Origin of the sequence: Paracoccus chinensis (genome assembly GCF_900102885.1) — a bacterium.
Classification (GTDB): Bacteria; Pseudomonadota; Alphaproteobacteria; order Rhodobacterales; family Rhodobacteraceae; genus Paracoccus; species Paracoccus chinensis.
Genome location: NZ_FNGE01000004.1, coordinates 168,653 through 190,767, shown reverse-complemented (window position 1 = coordinate 190,767; position 22,115 = coordinate 168,653). Strand labels below are relative to the sequence as shown.

The 22,115-nt window shown below is 69.1% G+C and carries 19 protein-coding genes; 10 read left to right on the top strand and 9 right to left on the bottom strand.

The annotated features are described in order from the left end of the window. The first annotated feature begins 19 nt into the window (after nt 1–19). The 6 genes from BLQ03_RS06310 (at nt 20) to BLQ03_RS06285 (ending at nt 6,059) form a co-directional block, all read left to right on the top strand. Nucleotides 20–655 (top strand): sugar transferase, encoded by a 636-nt coding sequence (locus BLQ03_RS06310; protein ID WP_090753972.1) that lies wholly within the window; start codon nt 20–22, stop codon nt 653–655. Then, entirely contained in the window at nt 652–1,569 is a 918-nt protein-coding gene (locus tag BLQ03_RS06305; RefSeq protein ID WP_090753970.1) for a methionyl-tRNA formyltransferase, read from the top strand. Before BLQ03_RS06310 ends, BLQ03_RS06305 begins: the two co-directional genes overlap by 4 nt. Next, nucleotides 1,556–2,239, top strand: coding sequence for a PIG-L deacetylase family protein (locus tag BLQ03_RS06300; protein ID WP_090753969.1), 684 nt, complete (start codon nt 1,556–1,558; stop codon nt 2,237–2,239). The genes BLQ03_RS06305 and BLQ03_RS06300 overlap by 14 nt, the downstream gene beginning before the upstream one ends. A 3-nt stretch (nt 2,240–2,242) precedes the next feature. Then, on the top strand, nt 2,243–3,415 hold the full coding sequence (locus BLQ03_RS06295; RefSeq protein ID WP_090753967.1) for a DegT/DnrJ/EryC1/StrS family aminotransferase: 1,173 nt from the start codon (nt 2,243–2,245) through the stop codon (nt 3,413–3,415). A gap of 87 nt (nt 3,416–3,502) precedes the next feature. After that, nucleotides 3,503–4,978, top strand: a complete 1,476-nt coding sequence (locus tag BLQ03_RS06290) for a sensor histidine kinase (RefSeq protein WP_090753965.1) — start codon at nt 3,503–3,505, stop codon at nt 4,976–4,978. Continuing rightward, nucleotides 4,965–6,059, top strand: a complete 1,095-nt coding sequence (locus BLQ03_RS06285) for a response regulator (protein ID WP_175558776.1) — start codon at nt 4,965–4,967, stop codon at nt 6,057–6,059. The genes BLQ03_RS06290 and BLQ03_RS06285 overlap by 14 nt, the downstream gene beginning before the upstream one ends. A gap of 48 nt (nt 6,060–6,107) precedes the next feature. Here BLQ03_RS06285 and BLQ03_RS06280 read toward each other — a convergent pair whose 3' ends face one another. Beyond that, nucleotides 6,108–6,620, bottom strand: a complete 513-nt coding sequence (locus BLQ03_RS06280; RefSeq protein WP_090753961.1) for a hypothetical protein — start codon at nt 6,618–6,620, stop codon at nt 6,108–6,110. 218 nt (nt 6,621–6,838) lie between these two features. Here BLQ03_RS06280 and BLQ03_RS06275 point away from each other — a divergent pair, with 218 nt between their 5' ends. The 3 genes from BLQ03_RS06275 to BLQ03_RS06265 all read left to right on the top strand — a co-directional run bounded on the left by BLQ03_RS06275 (nt 6,839) and on the right by BLQ03_RS06265 (nt 12,916). Next, on the top strand, nt 6,839–9,529 hold the full coding sequence (locus tag BLQ03_RS06275) for a molybdopterin-dependent oxidoreductase (protein WP_090753959.1): 2,691 nt from the start codon (nt 6,839–6,841) through the stop codon (nt 9,527–9,529). A gap of 211 nt (nt 9,530–9,740) precedes the next feature. Next, nucleotides 9,741–10,535, top strand: coding sequence for a Crp/Fnr family transcriptional regulator (locus BLQ03_RS06270; protein ID WP_139166643.1), 795 nt, complete (start codon nt 9,741–9,743; stop codon nt 10,533–10,535). 92 nt (nt 10,536–10,627) lie between these two features. After that, nucleotides 10,628–12,916: an FdhF/YdeP family oxidoreductase gene (locus BLQ03_RS06265; protein ID WP_090753954.1), complete on the top strand. Its 2,289-nt coding sequence runs from the start codon at nt 10,628–10,630 to the stop codon at nt 12,914–12,916. Between the two features lie 40 nt (nt 12,917–12,956). Here the strand turns inward: BLQ03_RS06265 and BLQ03_RS17885 are convergent, their stop codons facing one another. From BLQ03_RS17885 to BLQ03_RS06230, 7 genes are all read right to left on the bottom strand, one after another. Then, complete coding sequence (locus BLQ03_RS17885) at nt 12,957–13,277, bottom strand: hypothetical protein (RefSeq protein WP_217629664.1); 321 nt, start codon at nt 13,275–13,277, stop codon at nt 12,957–12,959. 197 nt (nt 13,278–13,474) lie between these two features. After that, the gene (locus tag BLQ03_RS06255; RefSeq protein ID WP_090753953.1) at nt 13,475–14,473 is read right to left on the bottom strand and encodes a branched-chain amino acid ABC transporter permease; all 999 of its coding nucleotides are present in this window, start codon (nt 14,471–14,473) and stop codon (nt 13,475–13,477) included. 1 nt (nt 14,474) lies between these two features. Then, a complete protein-coding gene (locus BLQ03_RS06250) occupies nt 14,475–15,362 on the bottom strand; it encodes a branched-chain amino acid ABC transporter permease (RefSeq protein ID WP_090753952.1) in 888 nt (295 codons plus the stop codon). Between the two features lies 1 nt (nt 15,363). Beyond that, complete coding sequence (locus tag BLQ03_RS06245; protein WP_090753950.1) at nt 15,364–16,065, bottom strand: ABC transporter ATP-binding protein; 702 nt, start codon at nt 16,063–16,065, stop codon at nt 15,364–15,366. Beyond that, nucleotides 16,062–16,835, bottom strand: a complete 774-nt coding sequence (locus tag BLQ03_RS06240; protein WP_090753948.1) for an ABC transporter ATP-binding protein — start codon at nt 16,833–16,835, stop codon at nt 16,062–16,064. The genes BLQ03_RS06245 and BLQ03_RS06240 overlap by 4 nt, the downstream gene beginning before the upstream one ends. Beyond that, complete coding sequence (locus BLQ03_RS06235; RefSeq protein ID WP_090753947.1) at nt 16,832–18,037, bottom strand: ABC transporter substrate-binding protein; 1,206 nt, start codon at nt 18,035–18,037, stop codon at nt 16,832–16,834. Before BLQ03_RS06235 ends, BLQ03_RS06240 begins: the two co-directional genes overlap by 4 nt. A 173-nt stretch (nt 18,038–18,210) precedes the next feature. Beyond that, nucleotides 18,211–19,410, bottom strand: a complete 1,200-nt coding sequence (locus tag BLQ03_RS06230; RefSeq protein ID WP_090753946.1) for an ABC transporter substrate-binding protein — start codon at nt 19,408–19,410, stop codon at nt 18,211–18,213. Nucleotides 19,411–19,688: 278 nt separating this feature from the next. Here BLQ03_RS06230 and BLQ03_RS06225 point away from each other — a divergent pair, with 278 nt between their 5' ends. After that, the gene (locus BLQ03_RS06225) at nt 19,689–20,432 is read left to right on the top strand and encodes a peptidoglycan-binding domain-containing protein (RefSeq protein ID WP_090753944.1); all 744 of its coding nucleotides are present in this window, start codon (nt 19,689–19,691) and stop codon (nt 20,430–20,432) included. A gap of 45 nt (nt 20,433–20,477) precedes the next feature. Here the strand turns inward: BLQ03_RS06225 and BLQ03_RS06220 are convergent, their stop codons facing one another. After that, nucleotides 20,478–21,998 (bottom strand): aldehyde dehydrogenase (NADP(+)), encoded by a 1,521-nt coding sequence (locus BLQ03_RS06220; protein WP_090753942.1) that lies wholly within the window; start codon nt 21,996–21,998, stop codon nt 20,478–20,480. Nucleotides 21,999–22,115 lie beyond the last annotated feature (117 nt).

The window sequence follows — 22,115 nt, the reverse complement described above, 5'->3', positions numbered from 1 at the left end:
TGGATGGTGGCGTTTCGCAATGGCGAGATGGCAAGAACTGCTTGTAGCTTGGGCACTGCTGATACTGACCTTGCCGTTCCGGCTGCTGACGGCCGGGCTGCTGCTGGCGCATCTGGGCCGGCCGCTGATGTTCCGCCAGGCGCGCGTGGGGCAGGGCGGGCGCGCAATCCTTGTTCCCAAGTTCCGCACCATGTCCGAGGCGCGGGGTGCCGACGGCCAGCTTCTGCCCGATGCGCAGCGGCAGACCCCTGTCAGCGGCATCGTCCGGCGCCTGCGGCTGGACGAGCTGCCGCAGCTGGACCGAATCATCGCGGGGGACATGGCGCTGGTGGGGCCGCGCCCGCTGCTCGAATCGACCCTGCGCGGCTTCGGGGCGCTTGGGGTGATTCGCAACTCGGTGCGGCCCGGACTGACCGGCTGGGCGCAGGTCAGCGGCAACACCCGGCTGAACGACGACGAGAAGCTGGCGCTGGACCTGTGGTATGTCGCCCACCGCAGCCCGGGGCTGGACCTGCGTATCCTTTGCGACACCCTGGGCGTCGCCCTGCGCGGCGAGCACCGGCACGAGGAGCGGCTGCGCCGCGCCCAGGCCTGGCTGCGCGACCAGCAGACCGCCGTGCCACCTGAAATGGAGATGGCGGGGGCCATGTCGTGATCTCGGTCTTCGTGGGCGCGGTCGAGGGCTCGGCGCTGGCGCTGGCGGCCCTGTGCGAATCGGGCCATGCGCCCGCGCTGGTGGTGACGCTGCCCCTGGAAAGGGCCGGGGCTCATTCGGACTTCGCCGACCTCAGCCCGCTCGCCGCGCGCTACGGGGTGCCGGTCCACCGCACGGCCCGGACCTCGGCCCCCGAGACGCAGGACGCGATCCGCGCGCTTTCGCCCGACGTCATCCTGGTCATCGGCTGGTCGCAGCTGGTCGGGCCCGAGTTCCGTGCGATTCCCCGGCTGGGCGTCCTGGGCTTTCATCCCGCCGCCCTGCCCCGGATGCGGGGACGGGCAGTGATCCCCTGGCACATCCTGTCGGGCCAGCGGCAGGGCGGCGCCACGCTGTTCTGGATCGACGAGGGCACCGACAGCGGTCCCATCGCCGCCCAAACAATGTTCGACATCGACCCCGACCGCATGACCGCGCGCGAGCTTTACGACCGCAGCGTCGCCGCCATGCTGGCGCTGCTGCCGCCGCTGATGGACGCGCTGGCGCGGGGCGAGCGTCCTGCCATCCCGCAGGACCACGCCCAGGCCACGATCTGCGCCCGCCGCCGTGCGCAGGACGGGATCATCGACTGGCAGCGTCCCGCGGCCGAGATCGAGCGGCTGGTCCGCGCCGTGGGCCCGCCCTATCCCGGCGCGCTGACCGCGGGGTCGGGTGGCCCGATCACGGTCACCGCCGCCCGGCTGCACCCGCGCGAGGGCTATTTCATCGGCCTGCCCGGTCAGGTGCAGGACCTGGACGGACGCGCCCTGACGGTGATGTGCGGCGACGGCCGCTGCCTCGATCTTCTGGAATGGAGCGGCCCGGCGCCGCGGCGGCACGAGATGCTGGGGGGACCACGCGATGGGATTGCTTGACGACAAGGGCCCGGTTCTGGTCCTCGCCCCGCATCCCGACGACGAGGTGCTGGGCGTGGGCGGCACCATGGCCCGGCTGGCCGAGACGGGCGCCGAGGTCCATGTGGCCATCGTCACCACAGGCCGCGCACCCCGCTTTTCGCCCGAGCAGGCCCAGGGCGTGCGGGCCGAGGCCGAGGCGGCGCACCGGGCGCTGGGCGTGGCGCAGACGCATTTCCTTGACTGCCCGGCGGCGGAACTGGGCGAGATGGCCCATGCCGACCTGAATGCCGCAATCGGCGGGCTGGTGCGCGCGGTCGATCCGGTGACGGTCTTCGCCCCTCATCCGGGCGACATCCACCTGGACCACCAGCTCTGCTTCCTGTCGGCGCTGGTTGCGGCCCGGCCGCACCAGCACCACTACCCCCGCCGGGTCCTGGCCTATGAGACGCTGTCGGAAACCAACTGGAACGCGCCCTACCTGACCCCGGCCTTCCTGCCCAATCTTTTCGTGGACATCTCGGCCACGCTCGACCGCAAGCTCGATGCCTTCGCCCTGTTCGCCAGCCAGCAGCGCGAACCGCCCCATGAACGCTCGGTCGCCGCGCTCAGGGCGCTGGCGACCCTGCGCGGCGCGACCGTGCACCGCGCCGCGGCCGAAGCCTTTGTCGCAATCCGTCTGGTGGAGTAAGCCATGCATCGAACCCGCTTCTGGCCCGAATACGACGAGGAACAGGTCGAGGCCGTGGCGGCGGTGCTGCGCTCGGGCAAGGTCAATGCCTGGACTGGCCCCGACGTCGCGGCCTTCGAGCGCGAGTTCGCGGATCACGTCGGCACCGCCCATGCCATCGCCATGGCGAACGGCACGGTGACCTTGGACGCGGCCCTGCGCGCGCTGGACCTGCAGCCGGGCGACGAGGTGATCGTGACGCCCCGCAGCTTCGTCGCCTCGGCCAGCTGCGTGCTGCTGGCGGGGGGCGTGCCGGTCTTCGCCGACGTGGACGCGGACAGCCAGAACATCACGCCCGAAACCATCGCGCCCCTGATCACCCCCCGCACGCGCGGCATCATCCCCGTCCATCTGGCCGGCTGGCCCTGCGACATGGAAGGCATCATGGCCCTGGCCGCGCGGCACGGGCTGTGGGTCATCGAGGACTGCGCCCAAGCCCATGGCGCGGCCATCGGCGGGCGGCCCGTGGGCGGCTTCGGCACGCTGGGCTCCTATTCCTTCTGCCAGGACAAGATCATGACCACGGGCGGCGAGGGCGGCATGATCGTCACCGACGACGACGCCCTGTTCGACGAGATCTGGAGCTTCAAGGACCATGGCAAGGACCGCGCCCTGGTGTTCCAGAAGGACCCGGCTCCCGGTTTCCGCTGGCTGCACGCGGCGGGGCCGGGCACCAACCTGCGCATGACGGCGCCCTCGGCCGCGCTGGGCCGCGTCCAGTTGCGGCGGCTGCCCGAATGGCGGGCGGCGCGGGAACGCAACGCCCTGCGGCTGGCGGCGGCGCTGGACGGCACGGACCTGCTGCGCATCCCCATGCCGCCCGAGGGCATGACTCATGCCTGGTACCGCTTCTATGCCTTCGTCCGCCCTGAACGACTGGCCCCCGGCTGGGACCGCGACCGCATCCTGGCCACCATGGCCGCGCGCGGCCGGCCGGTGCTGACTGGAAGCTGCTCGGAAATCTACCGCGAGGCGATCTTCGCCCCGCCCGGCCTGCATCCGCCCGAGCCGCTGCCCATGGCGCGGGCCCTGGGCGAGACGAGCCTGTGCCTGCTGGTCGATCCCACCTGGACCGAGGACGAGCTGGACGCCGTCGCCTCGGCCTTGGTCGAAACCTGCGCCGAGGCGGCCGCCTGACCGGCCGCTCCGGGACTTTGTCGATCGAGGGCTCGGGCGCGTGATGTTGCCCGGCCCGTCCCGATCTCAACGGGGAGGGAACTGCCGATGACGAGCGAGGTGGTTGACCGGGCATCGGCTGCGGCGCCCGAAGACGAGGCCGAGGTCCGGGGGCATCTGCCCTTGCACGCGCTGTTCTTTTCCCCCGGCCTGATGCTGCCCTTTCTGCTGATCGCGGCGGCGCTGTCGGTGACGGTCTTCGCCTCGGTGCAGCTGTGGCGGATGGAGGCGCGCCCCCTGCGGGACCCGGTGGCCGACATGCCCCGGCTTTACGTCCAGGCGGCGGTCGAGGCCCTGCGGCTGAACGAGGTCGCGGAAGACCATGCCGAGAACCCCGCCGCCCGGCAGGAATTCATCCGCCGTTACCACCTGCTGCTGCGCCGGCTGGACCAGCTGGAGCCCGTGCTGCGGGACCGTTCCGCTGCCGCCGCCGCCTTGGACGACGAGATCGCCGCCGCCATCACTCAACTGCGCGACCGCGACCCGGCGCGCGTCGTCTACAGCCGGGGCGATCTGGCGGGCCTTGCCGCCCGGCTGACGCAACTGGAACGGGCGCTGAGCCGGGCCGGGGCGCGCGTGCAAAGCGCCCACGAGGCGCAGCAGGTCGAAAGGGCAGGTCAGCTTTACCGCATCCTTGTGCTGGGGGCGGCGGCGGTGCTGGCGGGGCTCGTGGGACTGGCGTGGCTCGTCCTGTGCCTGCTGTGGACGCTGCGCCGCGTCCAGGACGACCGCAAGCTTCAGCGGGATCTGCAGCGCGCCTGCGATTCCGCGGCCTACCTGCGCAACATCGCCGCCGTGATCGCGCACCAGATGCGGTCGCCCCTGACGGTGATCGACAGCGCCGCGCAACGGATGCTGTCGCGCGCCGATCTGGCCGAACGTCCCCAGGACAGCGCGGCCCTGCTGCGGATCCGGCGGCAGATCAGCCAGGTGCTGCATTTCATGGACCAGGCCATGCTGGCGGGCGCGGTCGAGGGCGGTGCGCCCTCGATCCATCCCCGTCCGGTCCCGCTGCAGCATCTGGTCGCCATGATCCTGGCGCATGAAGGGATGGGGGAAGGGCGCCAGCGGTTGGTCCTGCCGACGGACGCGGCAGGGCTGCGCCTCCTCTGCGATCCCAGCCTTGCCTTTCACGCGCTGGCCAACCTGGTCGAGAATGCGCTGAAATACTCGCCCAGCGGCAGCCCGGTCGAGCTGCGGGCCGCCGAGGCGCAGGGGATGGCCGTCATCTCGGTCATCGACCAGGGCGCGGGGATTCCTCCGGCCGACCAGGAGGCGATCTTCCAGCGCTTCTGGCGGGGCGAACGCGCGGTGGGCCATCCCGGCAGTGGCGTCGGCCTGTGGCTGGCCCGCAGGCTGGCCGAGATCCAGGGCGGAACGATCCGCGTGGCCAGCGACGGACAGCACGGTGCGCGCTTCGACCTGGTGCTTCCGCTGGCCGAGGCAGGAACGGGAGCCCGGTATGTCAGCCCCGACGCGCCCGTGCGGCCCGGCCCGGCAGAGGTGCGCCGTGGCCGCCCCTAAGCACCCCAGCCCGGCCAAAGGCGAGGAAGAGCGCGCCCTCATCCTCGTCTGCGAGGACGAGCCGGACCTGCTCGAGGATCTTTCGGCGGTGCTGACCGAGGCGGGCTATGACGTTCTGGCCGAAACCAGCGCCGAGGCCGCGCTGGCCCGGCTGGACAGTGTCCGCGCTGACGTGATCCTGTCGGACATCACCCTGCCCGGGATCGACGGGATGACCTTTCTGCGCCGGGTGCGCCAGACGCGGCCGGACCTGAACGACGTGCCCTTCATCCTGCTGACGGGCTTCGCGGACCGGTCGGACATCCTGGCCGGCAAGCGGGCAGGAGCCGACGACTACCTGGTCAAGCCGGTGGATTATGACCTGCTGGTGGCGGCCGTGGACGCGCAACTGCGGCTGGCGGCGCGGATCGCCTCGGTCCACGGGCATCCCCATCAGGACGATGCCGTGGCGGGGCTGGTGCGGGCGGTGAACCGACTGGATTTCGGGCTGGTGCTGCTGGACATGCGCGGACGCATCTGCTTTTCGAACCGCGCCGCGCGGCGACTGTCCCAGGAGCTTTCCCCGCCGACCCGCAACTGGCTGCGCCATGCCATCGGCGAGGCCGACTACATGCAGTCCATCAACGCGGCCTATGACAGCCTGCGCCAGGGCGGCTGCCACCATTCGGCCGCCGTGATCAGCCAGGATCTTCCGCAGGACAGCTGGAGGCTGGTCGTCCTGTCCGACCTGGGCTCGCTGCCGGTCCGGCCGGGCGATCCCATGATGATGGCGCTGATCCTCGGCTTCGACGCGGCGCGGCGGCTGGGCGTCCGCCTTATCGCGCAGGCGGCCGGGCTGACGGCGGGCGAGGCCGCGGTGGCCGAGCTTCTGGCTAGGGGGCTGCGGCTGAAGGACATCGCGGACCAGCTGGCGATCAGCCTGACGACCGTGAACTTCCATCTTCGCAACATCTTCCAGAAGACCATGACCTCGCGGCAGGCCGACCTGATGCTGCTGCTGCGCAGCGTGCCCCTGGCTGAATGTCCGCATTGCACCGACCCGAAGGGACAGGCAGGTCCCCCGTCCCGGCCGGCGACCTGAGGCGCAGGCCTGCAAGGACGCGGTTGTCCTCGCAGGCCGGAAGGACGCTCAGTTCGTGGCGCCGCTGGTCGCGGCAGAGCCGCCGGGGGCAGCGGGATCGGGGCTGACGGTCTGCGTGGCGCCGTCCGTGCGCAGGGCGGGGCAGCCGATGCTGGTCACGGGGTCGCATTGCCCCTCGATCCCCGTGTCCTCGCGTTCCGCGGCCTGGCCCTGGCGCTCGGGCAGGGGCGGCACGCCGGCCGGGTTGGCCGTGGGGATCGAGGTCGAGGTGCCGGGCAGGGGGTTGCCGCGCAGGGCGGTGGGCGAGCCATCGGGGCCACCGGTCAGGGCGGGCAGCATCAGGTGAGGGTCGGCAGGCTCGCCGCCGCCCGCTGCGGGCGCGGTCGGAACGGCCACGGCATCGGGCTGATCGGGCGCAGGATTATCAGCCACCGGCGCGGTTGCGGCGGGCGCGTCGGGTGAGCCACCGGCGGGCGCCGGAGCGCTCTGCTGCGCAAGGACGGGCGTGGCCAGCAGGGCCGCCACCGCCGCCGGACCCAAGAGACGAGACATGGTGACCATCGCTTCCTTCTCCTTCCCAGAGGTTGTTTTCCGGGCAACGCGCGCCCCTGCTCCCTTGTTCACCGGGACAGGAAAACAGGCAGGATTTCGCGCAAGCCGGACCTGATTCCACAACCAGAAGGCAACCTTCCCCGCCCCGCTGCCTTGATCCAGATCATGGACCGGGGCCGCCCCGCGGGCCCATATCATGCCGAAAGATGGAATGGAAGGAATCGCCCATGACCGCATGTCAGATCTCGCGCCGCAGCTTCATGCAGGCAGGTGTCGTGGCGGTGGGGGCCTTGGGCGCCGCCCGGCTGATGAACAGTTCGGCCCTTGCTGCGATCGACCCCAACTCGCACGGACAGCGGGTGTTCCACGCCACGCATTTCGGGCCCTTCGAGGCGGTCGTGCGCGACGGGCGCCTCACCTCGATCTCTCCGGTGACCGAGCTCGACCACCAGCCCACCGACATGCTGATGCTGGGCACGGTGGATCGCGTTTATGACGAAAGCCGCATCCTTTATCCCATGGTCCGCAAGTCCTACCTGGACGGCTGGCAGACCGGCGACACCAAGCCGGAACTGCGCGGGCGCGAGGAATTCGTCCGCGTGGACTGGGACACCGCGCTGGCGCTGGCCGGCAACGCGATCCTCAAGACCATCGAGGAAAACGGCAACGAGGCGATCTTCAGCTCGTCCTACGGGGGCTGGGCCAATGCCGGGTCCTTCCGCCCGAACGTCATGCAGCAGCGCTTCTTCAACCTGATCGGCGGCTGCACCATCACCCAGGGCGACTTCTCGGCCGGGGCGAGCCAGGTCGCGCTGCCGCACATCATCGGCGACATGGAGGTTTATTCGCCCCAGACCGCCTGGGAGGTCGTGCGCGACAACACGCAGGTCTTCGTGCTGGTCGGCTGCGACCCGATCAAGAACAACCGGATCGAGTTCACGGTCGCCGACCACGGCATGTACGGCCCCTGGGCCGAGATCCGCGACGCGGGCTGCCGCTTCATCTCGATCAACCCGCAGCGCACCGCCTCGGACTACTACCTGAACGCGGACTGGGTGCAGATCGTCCCCAACACCGACATCGCGCTGTTCCTCGGGATGGCCCACCACGTTCTGGAAAAGGGGCTGGAAGACAAGGACTACATGGCGAAATACACGGTCGGGGCCGACCGCTGGATCGCCTATGTCCAGGGCCGGGACGACGGCACCCCCAAGACGCCCGACTGGGCCGCCGCCATCACCGGCATCCCGGCCGACCGGATCCGCGAACTGGCCGAACTGTTCGCCGGTTCGCGCACCCAGTTCGCAGGCGCCTGGTCGCTGCAGCGCGCCCACCACGGCGAGCTGACCCACCACGCGATCATCAACTTCGCCGCGCTGGTCGGCAAGATCGGCAAGCCGGGCGAGGGCGTGGGCTTCAGCTGGCATTATGGCAACGGCGGCATGCCCCAGTCGGGCCAGCCCACCCCCACGGGCCTGTCCTCGGGCAAGAACCTCGTGGACAAGCTCTGCCCCGCCAGCCGCATCGTCGAGATGCTGGAAAACCCGGGCAAGGAGTTCTTCTACAACGGGCAGACCCGCACCTATCCCGACGTGAAGATGATCTACAACGCAGGCAACAACTTCGTCTCGCACCAGCAGGACCTGAACCGGCTGCTTAAGGCCTTCGGCAAGCTGCACACGATCGTCAGCCAGGACATCTGGTGGACGGCCGCCGTGCGCTGGGCCGACATCGTCCTGCCCGCCTCGGGCACGATGGAGCGCGACGACATCTCGGTCGGCGGCACCTATTCCAACGACAAGATCTACGCCATGAAGAAGGTGATCGAGCCGCTCGGCGAGTCGAAGAGCGACTACGAGATCTTCGAGGCGCTGGCCGACAAGATGGGCCTCTGGGCGCAGTTCACCGACAGCCTGGACTTCATGGACCACATCCGCGCGGCCTATGAACGCTCGGGCGCGTCCAAGACCACGCCCTTCGAGGAGTTCTGGGAAAAGGGCTATGCGCTCCAGCCCGCGCCCCCCGAGGCGCGCAAGTGGGTCCGCCACGGCGCCTTCTACGAGGACCCCGAAAAGAACCCGCTGCACACGGTCTCGGGCAAGATCGAGATGTTCTGCAGCTCGATCGCCGACATGAAGGTGGCCGACAACCCCGGCATGCCCGTCTGGCAGGAGCCGCTGGAATACCTGGGCAATGCCGGGGAAGGCCAGCTGCATGTCGTGAGCCCCCATCCCTGGTACCGGCTGCACAGCCAGATGGACAACTCGGCCCGGCTGCGCGAACTTTACAAGATCGACGGGCGCGAGCCGGTGCGGATCAACCGCCAGGACGCCGAGGCGCGTGGCATCGCGGACGGGGACCTCGTGGAAATCCGCAACGATCGCGGCGCGATCATCGCGGGGGCGGTGCTGTCGGACGACATCATGCCGGGCGTCATGTCGCTTTACGAAGGCGTCTGGCCGGACCTCGACAGCAAGGGGCGCTGCAACTCGGGGCAGATCAACTGGATCACCTCGGAACGCCCCGCCTCGGGGCTGACGCAGGCGACCATCGCCAACACCTGCGTGGCCTCCGTCGCCAAGTGCGAGGATGCGGAACGTCCCAACCAAGCCTATCAGCCGCCCGCGATCCTGACCGACTACCAGTTCGCCGCCGTGGACGAGGGCGAGCTGGGGCTGGACCGCGTCGCGGGCCTGGTCGAGGCGCTTTACGAGAACATGGAGCCGGGCGAGCGCATCTTCTACCAGCGCTGCACCGTCTGCCACGGGCCTCGCGATCCAAAGGGCTTCACCCAGCTGCAATGGCGCGGCATCACCCCGTCGATGTTCCCGCGCGCAGGCCTCGACGAGGAGGAAGCGGCCCTTGTCACCGACTTCCTGATGCGCAACGCCGCGGACGCCGTGCCTGCCGCTAACTGAGGCGGGCAGCCGACAGGGAAAGGCCGGCCGCACTGGCCGGCCTTTCGCCTGCATCTGACGCTGCGGCAGGCGGGCTGCCCGGGATGAACCAATTCCCTTCCCTGCCGTTGCAGGGAAGCGTCAGGCAAGGTTGACGGCAGCTTCCTGTTTCTTCACCCCTTTCCTGAGACATGCAGCTACCCGGACACGCCGCCGGGCAGGGGAGAAGGGATTGCCGGGAATCGACCTTCATCACGCCTATCCGCAGCTGTTCTCGCATTCCGAGGCGGAACTGGTCACCTCCCTTCAGGGGCCTGCGGCGACCGTCCGGCCCCGGCACAAGCTGGCGCAGGCCGGGGTGCCCGTGACCGCCTGCTCGTATCTGCTGGAAGGTTTCGCCGGCCGCTATCGTGCCGACCACCAGGGGCGGCGGCAGCTTCTGGGCCTGCTGATCCCCGGCGACTTCGTCGACCTGCCGACCTGCCGGCTGGGCCACAGCGACCACGAGATCGAGGCCCTCGCCCCCGCCACGGTCAGCGCGCTGCCCCATGAGGCCATCTCGGCGCTGCGGCAGGATGCGCCCGACCTTTACGACAAGCTGTGGCAGGTCACGCTGCTGGACGCGGCGGTCGAGCGGTACTGGACCTTCCGCAACGGGCGGCTGACGGGGCGCCCGCGGATCGCCAGTCTTTTTGCCGAAACGCTGGTCCGGCAATATGCGCGCGGGCTTTGCGGGCTGAACGGCTGCCCTCTGCCCATCAGCCAGACGGACCTGGCCGAGGCCTGCGGCATGACTCCGGTCCATGCCAACCGGATGCTGGGCGAGTTGCGGCAGGAACGGATCTGCCTGTTCCTGGATGGCCGGGTCGAGGTCATGGACCTGCCGCGGCTGTTCCGGCAGGCCCAATTCGACTGGGACTACCTCTACCTGCCGCCTGAAACCGCCGAGCGGCTGGCCCAAGTGTCGCGGGGCGGCGTCATGACCGCACCGCAAGGCCGCCTGCGGCAGGTTGCGGCCCGGTCCTGATAATTCGCCCCTTGGGGGAACCCCGGGCAAGACCGGGGCCTTCCCTTCCCGCAGGTGCAGCCCGCGCCTGCGGAGCCACAGGGGGTGTAGCCATGAGCCAGAAGCGAATCGATCCCGAAACGCAGCAGGATCCTGACACGCCTTACTATGGGGGACCTGCCGGCGGCTGGGGCTCGATGGAAGGCATCAGCAAGGTCATGGTGGGCCAGCCGCCGACCGCCGCCGTGCTGGACACGCTGCGCCGCCAGAACAAGCCCAATGGCCACATGTGCACCTCCTGCGCCTGGGCCAAGCCCGCCAAGCCCCACCTGGCCGAGTTCTGCGAGAACGGCGCCAAGGCCACGATCTGGGACCTGGACCGGCGCACCTGCGACCCCGAGGTCTTCGCCAGCCGCACGGTCGAGGAACTGCGCGAACTGTCCGACCACGAGCTGGAGTCGCTCGGCCGCCTGACCCACCCGATGCGCTTCGACCCCGGCACCCGCCGCTATGTGGAAACCACCTGGGACGAGGCCTTCGCGGCCATCGGCGCCACCCTGCGCCGGATGGACCCGAAGTCGGTCGTCTTCTACACCTCGGGGCGCGCGAGCCTCGAGACATCCTTCATGTGGCAGCTTTTCGCGCGCATGTACGGGCACAACAACCTGCCCGATTCCTCGAACATGTGCCACGAGACGACCAGCGTGGCGCTGAAGAAGTTCATCGGCTCGCCTGTCGGCACCTGCGTGCTGGAGGACTTCGACCATTGCGACCTGATGCTGTTCTTCGGCCAGAACACCGGCTCGAACAGCCCGCGCTTCCTGCACACGCTGCAGCAGGCCAAGCAGCGCGGCTGCACCATCATCACCTTCAACCCCGTCCGCGAGGCAGGCCTGCTGCGCTTCCGCAATCCCCAGCAGATCACCCAGATGCTGGGCGGCTCGACCGAGATCTCGGACCTTTACCTGCAGGTGCGGCCGGGCGGCGACATGGCCGCCATCCTCGGGCTGATCAAGCGGGTGCTTGAACTGGAAACGGCCGAGGGCGGCATCCTCGACCACGGCTTCATTGCCGAGCACACCACAGGCTACGAGGCGCTCAAGGCCCATGCCGAGGCGACGGGCTGGGACGAGATCGAGGCGCTGTCGGGCCTGTCGCGCGACCACCTGCGCGAGGTCGGCACGGCCTATGCGCGGTCCAAGCGCGCGATCGCCATGTATGGCATGGGCCTGACCCAGCATGTCCGGGGCGGCGAGACGCTGGGGATGCTGGTCAACCTGATGCTGCTGCGCGGGAACCTCGGACGGCTGGGGGCGGGGATTTCCCCGGTGCGGGGGCATTCCAACGTGCAGGGGCAGCGCACGGTCGGCATCTCGGAAAAGCCCGAGCTGGTGCCCCTGGACGAGATGGGGCGGATGTTCGGCTTCACCCCACCGCGCGAGACCGGCCACACCACCGTCGAGGCGGCCGAGGGCGTCATCGACGGCTCGGTCAGGGGCTTCCTGCAGATGGGCGGCAACTTCGCCATCTCGATCCCGGATTCGGGCCGGGTCAAGGAGCACTGGACGGATCTGGACCTGATCGTCAACGTGGCCACCAAGCTCAACCGCTCGCACCTGCTGCCGGGGCGGGAGACCTGGCTTCTGCCCTGCCTCGTGCGGTCCGAGGAGGACGAGCAGGTGTCCGGCCCTCAGGTCGTGTCCATCGAGGATTCGCTGTCCCACATCTATGCCTCGCTGGGCCGGAACGAGCCCGCCGCGCGGACGCTGCTGTCCGAGCCCGCGATCGTGGCAGGCATCGCCAAGGCCACGCTGGAACCGAACCCCGACGTCCCTTGGGACGACTGGGTGGCCGACTATTCCCGCGTCCGCGCCTGCATCGAGGCGCTGTGGCCCGACAAGTTCGCGGACTACGAACGGCGGATGCATGAGCCGGGCGGCTTCTACAAGGGCAATGCCGCGCGGGAACGCCGCTGGCAGACGGAGAGCGGCAAGGCCGAGTTTTCAGTGCCCGATTCCAACTCGGGGCTGAACCGGCCGCTGGGGCAGGGGGAATACACGCTGGTCACGCTGCGCTCGAACGACCAGTTCAACACCACGATCTACGGTTTTTCCGACCGGCTGCGGGGGCTGTCGGGCGACCGCATGATCGTGCTGATGAGCCCGGCCGAGATCGCGCGGGCCGGACTGGCCGAGGGGCAGAAGGTGCGTCTGGTCTGCGCCGAGGAGGACGGCCATCCGCGCGGCGTGGCAGGTCTGACGGTGACGGCCTACGACCTGCCCGACCATTGCGTCGCAGCCTATTACCCCGAGGTGAACCCGGTCATCCCCGTGGGCCTGCACGACCGGATGTCCAAGACCCCGGCCTACAAGGGCGTGCCCGTGCGGCTCGAGGCGATGTAAGGCCATGGCGCGCCGGGAGCCTGTCCCGGCGCGCGGGTCGTCACAGCGCCACCAGCAGCAGCAGGCCCACGGCCACGATCCCCGCGATGATCACGATCGAGGCCCGGCCCGGCCCGCGCTTGTCGTTGCCGAAGTCGGGCGCCCGCTGGCCTGCCTGCGCACCCTGGCCGCGTTCGAGGCTGCGGGCCATGGCCACCTGCTGGGGCGTGTTGGGCGTGCCCGCGGCCTCGTCATCCGTGCCCAGAGGCGAGGCCGCGGGGTCAGGGTAGCTGACCTTGTCCCCGGTCAGCCCCTGGTCGATGTCCTTCTTGAGCAAGCTGGGGTTTCCCCGCTGTTCGCCAGTGTCGTTCACGAGAGCCATCCGATCCTGCTGTCTGTTGCCTGATGCCATGCCGCCCGGCCGACGGCCGGAGGTCCGGTGAAGTCCTGCGCCCTCGGGCGCGTTCCCGTGTCAGTCAACGACTCTGCCCCGGCAAACGGTCCCTGCCCGTGCCCGAAAATGAAACGGCCGCCGCGAAGGGGATCGCGGCGGCCTTGGTTCCTGTGGTCGGCGGGGCCTCAGCCCGGCGGGCGCAGGCCCAGGGCGCGGCCCAGGCGGGAATGGGCCAACTCGCCGATCAGCCCGCGGCGGAACAGCATGACGCAGACCATGAACACCAGCCCCGTGATGATCGTCACCGGGAAGGCCGAGGTCGCCAGCAGGTTCTGCAGCGCGATCACGATGCCCGCGCCCAGGACCGGGCCCAGCAGCGTCCCGATGCCGCCGATCAGCGTCATCAGCACCACCTGCCCCGACATGTGCCAGTCCACGTCCGTCAGCGTGGCGAACTGCATCACCAGCGCCTTCAGCCCGCCGGCCATGCCCGCCAGCGCCGCCGACATCACGAAGGCGCCCAGCTTGTACTGCGCCGTCGCATAGCCCAGCGAGATCGCGCGCGGCTCGTTTTCGCGGATCGCCTTCAGGATCATGCCGAAGGGCGAGTTCACGAAGCGCCAGATCAGCACCAGCCCCAGCACGAAGACCGCCAGCACGAAGAAATACATGGTCATCGTGTCGTTCAGGTCGATGAACCCGAACAGATGGCCGCGCGGCACGGCCTGGATGCCGTCCTCGCCATGGGTGAAGGGCACCTGCAGGCAGAAGAAAAAGAACATCTGCGCCAAGGCCAGCGTGATCATGGCGAAGTAGATGCCCTGCCGCCGGATCGCAATGGCACCGATCACCACGCCCAGTGCAGTCGCCCCGAGAACGCCCAGCGCCAGCGCGAACTCGGGGTTCCAGCCCCAGACCTTGGCGGCATGGGCCGTGAAATAGGCCGCGCCCCCGAAGAAGGCCGCGTGGCCGAAGGACAGAAGGCCCGTGTAGCCCAGCAGCAGGTTGAAGGCCGCCGCGAAGAGCGCGAAGCACAGCATGGTCATCGCGAAGACGGGATAGACCACGAAGGGCGCCCCGATCAGCACCAGCGCGCCCAGGGCCAGCAGCAGAAGCTGCACGCCCCGGCCCATGGTCGGAACCGAGCCGGGCTCGGAGGTCGAGATTTCGGATGTCCTGGCCATCTCAGGCCTCCTTTCCGAACAGGCCCGCGGGGCGCAGGATCAGCACGATCGCCATGATGACGAAGATCACGATGTTGGAGGCTTCGGGATAGAAGACCTTGGTCAGCCCCTCGGCGATGCCCAGCAGGTAGCCGGTGACGATGGCGCCCATGATCGAGCCCATGCCGCCGACCACGACCACCGCAAAGACCACGATGATGATGTTCGAGCCCATCAGCGGCGAGACCTGGTAGATCGGCGCGGCCAGCACGCCGGCGATGGCGGCAAGCCCCGCCCCCAGCGCATAGGTCAGCGTCAGCAGCATCGGCACGTTGATCCCGAAGCTCTGCACCAGGGTCGGGTTCTCGGTCGCCGCGCGCAGGGTGGCGCCCAGACGCGTCTTCTCGATCAGCGCCCAGACGGCAAGGCAGACGATCAGCGAGGCGAGGATCACCCAGCCGCGATAGATCGGCAGCACCATGAAGCCCAGGTTGACCGCCCCCGTCAGCGCGGCCGGGGCCGCGTAGGGCTGGCCCGAGGCGCCGAAATACCAGCGCATCGTGCCTTCCAGCGTCAGCGCCAGGCCGAAGGTGAAGAGCAGGCCGTAAAGGTGGTCAAGCTGATAGAGCCGCGACAGCATCGTGCGTTCCAGCAGCGCGCCGAAGGCGCCCACCACCAGCGGCGCCAGGATCAGCGCGAACCAGTAGTTCAGACCCAGCCAGTTCAGCGCCAGCAGGGCCACGAAGGCGCCCAGCATGTATTGCGCGCCATGGGCGAAGTTGATGACGCGCAGAAGGCCGAAGATCACGGCCAGTCCCAGCGACAGCAGCGCGTAGAAGGACCCGTTGATCAGCCCGATGAGGATCTGGCCCATGAAGGCCTGGATCGGGATTCCGAAGATCATCGTCATCTCAGACCCCCAGCGTTTCGTGCAGCATGTCCATGCGGGCGTTCAGCTCTCCGACAGGGAATTCGTGGGTCATCACGCCATGGTCCATGACATAGAAGCGGTCCGCGACCTTGGACGCGAAGCGGAAGTTCTGTTCCACCAGCACCACGGTCATGCCGCGCGCCTTGAGTTCGCGCAGCACCGCGCCGATCGCGTCGATGATGACGGGGGCCAGCCCCTCGGTCGGCTCGTCCAGCAGCAGGCAGCGCGCGCCGGTGCGCAGGATGCGCGCCATGGCCAGCATCTGCTGCTCGCCGCCCGACAGCTTGGTGCCGGGGCTGTTGCGGCGTTCCTTGAGGTTCGGAAACAGCGCGTAGATCTCGTCCAGCGTCATGCCGCCCGGCGCCACAACGGGGGGCAGCATCAGGTTCTCGTCCACGGACAGCGTCGCGAAGATGCCGCGTTCCTCGGGGACGAAGCCCAGGCCCGCCCGCGCGGTGCGGTGCAGCGGCATCGCCAGCACATCCTGGCCCGCGAAGGTGATCTGGCCCGTCCGCTTGCGCACGATGCCCATGATCGAGCGCAGGGTCGTGGTCTTGCCCATGCCGTTGCGGCCCAGGATGCAGACCGTCTCGCCCTCGCTCACATGCATGTTCACGCCATGCAGGACGTGGCTTTCGCCATACCAGGCGTTCAGCCCGGCCACGTTCAGAAGCGCGCTCATGCTTCGGTCCCCATGTAGGCGGTGCGGACGCGCGGGTCGGCGGCGACGGTGGCGTAATCGCCCTCGGCCAGGATCTCGCCCCGCTGCAGCACGGTCACGTGGTGGCAGATGTCGGCCACGACCGAGAGGTTGTGTTCCACCATCAGCACGGCGCGGTGGCGGGCGACCTCGCGGATGATCTCGGCCACGGTATGCACGTCCTCGTGCCCCATGCCGGCCATCGGTTCGTCCAGCAGCAGCACCTGCGGGTCGAGCGCCAGCGTGGTCGCGATCTCAAGCACCCGCTTGCGCCCATAGGAAAGATCGGCGGCGCGCACGTCGCGCCAGGGCGTCAGGCCCAGTTCGTCGATCAGCACCTCGGCGCGGCCGTTCAGCACGTCCAAGGCCCCGAGCGAGCGCCAGAACTGCACATGCAGCTCGGCCGGGCGCTGAAGGGCGACGCGCACGTTCTCCAGCACCGTCAGGTGCGGGAAGACGGCGGAAATCTGGAAGGACCGCACCAGCCCCATGCGGGCCACCGCGTCGGGCTTCATCTTGGTGATGTCGGTGCCCAGAAGCGTGATCTGCCCGCGCGTGGGCTGCAGGAACTTGGTCAGAAGGTTGAAGACGGTGGTCTTGCCGGCCCCGTTGGGGCCGATCAATGCGTGGATACGGGCGTGATGGACATCCAGGTTCACGTTGTTGACGGCCGTGAACCCGGAAAAGTCCTTGCCCAGACCGCGGGCGGACAGCACCACCCGCGGTTCGTCGTCATGCGGGACGTCCGTCATCCGGTGACCAGCGGGCAGCCCGACTCGGCCGGGTTCATGTAGGCCTCGGCACCGGGGATCGTGGCGCGGACATGGTAATAGTCCCACTCGCCCTTGCTTTCCTCGGGCGACTTCACCTGCATCAGGAAGACGTCGCTCATGAGACGGCCGTTCGGGGCCACGGTCGCGTTGCGGGCGAAGGCGTCGTTGATCGTCATGCTCTTGAGCTGCTCGGACACCTTGGCGGCATCGTCGCTGCCCGCGGCCTCGATCGCCTTGAGATAGGACAGCACCGCCGAGTAGGTGCCCGCCTGGACCATGGTCGGCATCGCGCCGGTCCGTTCCTTGTAGCGGTTCCCGAAGTCGCGCGACTGGTCGTCGCGGTCCCAGTAATAGGACTCGGTCAGGTACAGACCCTGCGCGGCCTGCAGACCCAGACCGTGGACGTCCGAGATCATCAGCAGCAGACCGGCCATGTTCTGGCCCGCCTGGGTCAGACCGAACTCGGCCGCCTGCTTGATGGCGTTCTGGGTGTCGGTCCCGGCGCTGGCGAGGCCGACCACCTTGGCGCCCGAGGCCTGGGCCTGCAGCAGGAATGCCGAGAAGTCGGTCGTGTTCAGCGGGTGGCGCACCGATCCCAGCACCTGGCCGCCCGCAGCCTCGACGGTCTTGGTGGTGTTTTCTTCCAGCGAATAGCCGAAGGCATAGTCGGCGGTCAGGAAGAACCAGCTGTCGCCGCCCTGCGCCACGACGGCGCTGCCGGTGCCCACGGCCAGCGCATGGGTGTCATAAGCCCAGTGGAAGCTGTAGGGCGTGCAGGCCTTGCCGGTCAGTTCCGTCGTGCCGCCGCCGGTGATCATGGTCACCTTGTTGCGCTCGCCCGCCAGGGTCTGCACGGCCAGCGCCACCGACGAGGTGGTCAGGTCCATGATCGCGTCCACCTGCCCGGCATCCAGCCATTCGCGGGCGATGGACGAGCCCACGTCCGCCTTGTTCTGGTGGTCGGCCGCGACGATCTCGACCGGCATGCCCAGAACGGTCCCGCCGGCTTCCTCGACAGCCATCTTCGCGGCCTCGACCGAGCCCAGTCCGCCCAGCGCCGAATAGGCGCCCGACTGGTCGTTCAGGATGCCGATCTTGACCTTGCCGTCCGAGACTTCCTGCGCCGTGGCCGTACCAGCCAGCAGCGCCGCCGTGGCGGCGGTGACATACAGAAACTTCATGTCGTCCTCCCGATTCTCCCCGGGCCGCCGGCCGCGGGGCGGCGCATTGCTTGCGCCCTTTCTGTTCTCTCCGAGCCGGATGATTGCCGCAGTTCATGTGCGAAGCAAGACGTTCGGACGATGAATTGTGCGAATGAAAAAGGGCCGGGGATGCCCGGCCCTGCAGGGTCGTTCTATTGCACCAGCGGGCAGCCCGCTTTCGCCGGGTCGATATAGGCCTGGTCGCCCGGGATGGTCGCCTTGACGGTGTAGTAGTCCCACTCGCCCTTGCTTTCGGCGGGGGTCTTCACCTCCATCAGGTAGACGTCCGAGATCATGCGCCCGTTCGGCCCGACCCGGCCGCTTTCCGCGAAGGCGTCGCTGACGGGAAGTTCGCGCATCTTCGCGGCGACGGCTTCCGTCTCGTCGGTGCCGGCGGCCTCGATGGCCTTGAGGTAATGCAGCACGCCCGAATAGGTGCCGGCCTGCACCATGTTGGGCATCTTGCCCGTGCGTTCCTTGAAGCGGTTGGCGAATTCGCGGCTGGCTTCCGTGCGGTCCCAGTAGAAGCTTTCGGTCAGCGTCAGCCCCTGCGCCGTTTCCAGCCCCAGCCCGTGCACCTCGGCCAGGGTGAACAGCAGCCCCGCCATGCGCTGGCCGCCCTGCACGATGCCGAACTCGGCCGCCTGCTTGATGGCGTTCTGGGTGTCCAGCCCCGCGTTTGCCAGTCCCACGACCTTGGCGCCCGAGCTTTGCGCCTGCAGCAGGAAGGACGAGAAATCGGTTGCCGCCAGCGGATGGCGGACCGAGCCCACCACCGTGCCGCCCTTTTCCTTGACCACGGCGCCGGTGTTTTCTTCCAGCGAATAGCCGAAGGCATAGTCGGCGGTCAGGAAGAACCAGCTGTCGCCCCCGTCCTCGACCAATGCGCCCCCGGTGCCCACGGCCAGCGCATGGGTGTCATAGGCCCAGTGGAAGCCGTAGGGCGAGCAGGCCTTGCCCGTCAGGTCCGCCGTCGCCGCCCCCGTGACAAGGTTGATCTTCTTCTTCTCGGCGCTCAGCGCCTGGACGGCCAGCGCGACCGACGAGGTGGTCAGCTCCATGATCGCGTCCACCTGCTCGGTGTCATACCACTGGCGCGCGATGTTGCTGGCGATGTCCGGCTTGTTCTGGTGGTCGGCCGAGACGATCTCGACAGGCGCGCCCAGAACCGTGCCCCCAAACTCCTCGGCGGCCATCTTCGCGGCCTCGACCGAGCCCAAGCCCCCGAAATCGGCATAAACGCCCGTCTGGTCGTTCAGGATGCCGATCCTGACCTTGTTGTCCGAAACCTCGGCCCAGGCCGGCACGCCCAGCAGGGCCGCGACCGCGACCGATGCGAAAAACCTCGCCATGTTCTTCCTCCCTTGTCTGGGTGTCTTGCGCGGTCCTTGCCGCGCAGCCCCGTTCCTCCGCCGCGCAGACTGTCCAATGCGCGTTCCGCTGGCAAGCGCCCGCAAGCGGACAGGGCAGAATTCCCGCTGCAAGTTTAAGCGTTTGGGAAAGGGCAGCTCCAGGGTTGCGGGAACCGGATGGCACCCTTGGCGCTATAATCCTCGGCCGCCCCGGCCAAGGGGCATCAGCTTCGCGCCCGTGCACCGCCCGAGGCGCCACAGGAAAGAAGGGAACCTTGATGGTCAGGACGATGATTTCCACGGCGCTGGCGGCCGTTCTTCTTGCCGCGCCCGTGCAGGCGCAGGACGTGGGCGAGATCGTGGGCGGCATCGCCCGGCAGTATCTGCAGCAGGAACAGGACCGCGCCGCCTTCGCGCAGGCGCAGCAGACGAACTCGCTGTCGGCCTACCAGTCCTACCTGCGCCAGTTTCCCAACGGCGCCTATGCCGAACAGGCGCGAGAGCGCGTGCGGCGGCTGGGCGGGACCGTGGCAACCACCGGCAGCCAGTCGAGTGCGGGCAGTGCCTCGCTGTCGGCCGACCAGCGTGTCGCCATCCAGCGCCGCCTGAACGCGCTCGGCTACAACACCAACGGACTGGATGGCAGCTTCGGCCCCGGCACGCGCCGCGCCATCTCGCTGTGGCAGCGCGACCGCAACTATCCCCAGACCGGCACCCTGACCTCGGCACAGGCGACCGAGATCCTGCAAGGGCGCGCGCCTGCCGCAAGCGGCTCGGCGTCGAACACGGGCGCGGCTGCGGACGGGGCCCCTGCGCGGGCCGAGGGGGTGCTGAACCTCAGCCGCCAGCAGCGCGCGGCCGTGCAGGCCGGGCTGACGCGGCGCGGCTTCGACACGCGCGGCGTGGACGGCGTCTTCGGGCGCGGGACCCGCAACGCGATCGCGGCCTGGCAGCGGGCCAATGACCTGAACGCGACGGGCTATCTGACCGCCAACCAGTTCGAGCGCCTGACCTCGCGCTGAATCGCCGAAAGGCAAGGGCCGCCCCGAGGGCGGCCCTTTTTCGTTTCAGCCCGCCAGGTCGCCCGACAGCAGGTAGGGGGGCAGGTTCTGGAAGGACACCGGCCGCAGGAAGCGGCGGATGGACAGTGTGCCGACCGAGGTCGCGCCGAAGTTGGTCGAGGCCGGGTAGGGTCCCCCGTGGACCATCGCATCGGCGACCTCGACCCCCGTCGGGAAGCCGTTGGCCAGCACGCGGCCGGCCTTCTGCGCCAGGATCGGCAGCAGGCGGCGGGCGAGATCGGCGTCTTCGGGATCGGTATGCAGCGTCGCGGTCAGCTGGCCGGGGAAGCCGCGGGCGATCCGCTCCATGTCCTCGGGCGAGCTTGCGCGGACGACCAGTCCCAGCGGCCCGAAGACCTCCTCGGCCAGGTCGTCCTCGCCCAGGAAGGCGTCGGCGGTGGTCTCGTAAAGGTTGGGCGAGGCGTTCCGCTCGGCGCTGTCGGTGGTCAGCACCGGCTTCACCGCGTTGGACTTGGCCATGCGGTCCACGCCTTGGCGATAGGCCTGAGCGATGCCGTCGGTCAGCATGGTCTGGGGCGCGACCTGTTCCAGCGCGGCGCGGGCGGCGGCGATGATCCGGTCGGCCTCGGGGCCGTCCATCACCACGGCGATGCCGGGGTTGGTGCAGAACTGGCCCGCGCCCATGGTCAGCGACCCGGCCCAGCCCTTGCCGATCTCCTCGCCCCGCGCGGCGGCCGCCTGGGGCAGGACGAACATCGGGTTCACCGAGCCCAGTTCCCCGAAGAAGGGGATCGGCTCGGGGCGCTGGGCGCAGAGGTCGAACAGAGCCCGGCCCCCCTGCAGCGAGCCGGTGAAGCCCACGGCCTTGATGCGCGGGTCGGTCACCAGCGCCTCGCCCACCTTCCGGTTGCCGCCCTGGATCAGCGAGAAGACACCCTTGGGCATCCCGGTCTTCTCGATGGCGGCAAGGATCGCCTCGGCCACGATCTCGCCGGTGCCGGGATGGGCGGAATGGCCCTTGACCACGACCGGGCAGCCCGCCGCCAGCGCGGCGGCCGTGTCGCCGCCCGCCGTAGAGAAGGCCAGCGGGAAGTTCGAGGCGCCGAAGACCGCGACCGGGCCGATGGGCATCTGGATCATCCGCAGTTCCGGGCGCGGGGCCGGGGCGCGGTCGGGCAGGGCCGCGTCGAGGCGCCGGTCGAGGTAGTCGCCCTTGCGGATATGTTCGGCAAACAGCCGCAGCTGGCCGGTGGTGCGGCCACGCTCGCCCTGCAGGCGGCCTTCGGGCAGGCCGGATTCCTGGGTGCCGATTTCAGTGATGGCCTCGGCGCGGGCGTCGATCTCGTCGGCGATGGCTTCGAGGAAGCGGGCGCGTTCCTCGCGCGTGGTCGCCGCATAGGCGTCGAAGGCCCCGGCGGCGGCGGCGCAGGCGCGGGCGACCAGATCGGGGGTGCCCACCGCGAAGTCATGTGCCGGGCCATGCGCGGGGCTCGACTGGAACGTCGCCTCGCCCGCGACCCATTCGCCGCCGACCAGGTGCTTGCCGTGAGGGGTGAAGCCTGACATCCGAGGATCCTTTCGCTTGTGCCGCCAGCCAAGGGAAACGCCCGGTGCTGGCCGATGCGAGGACACATCCCCCGCCCGCGCCCCGGCTGCAAGGGCAGGGAAGCGGCTTTTTCAGCT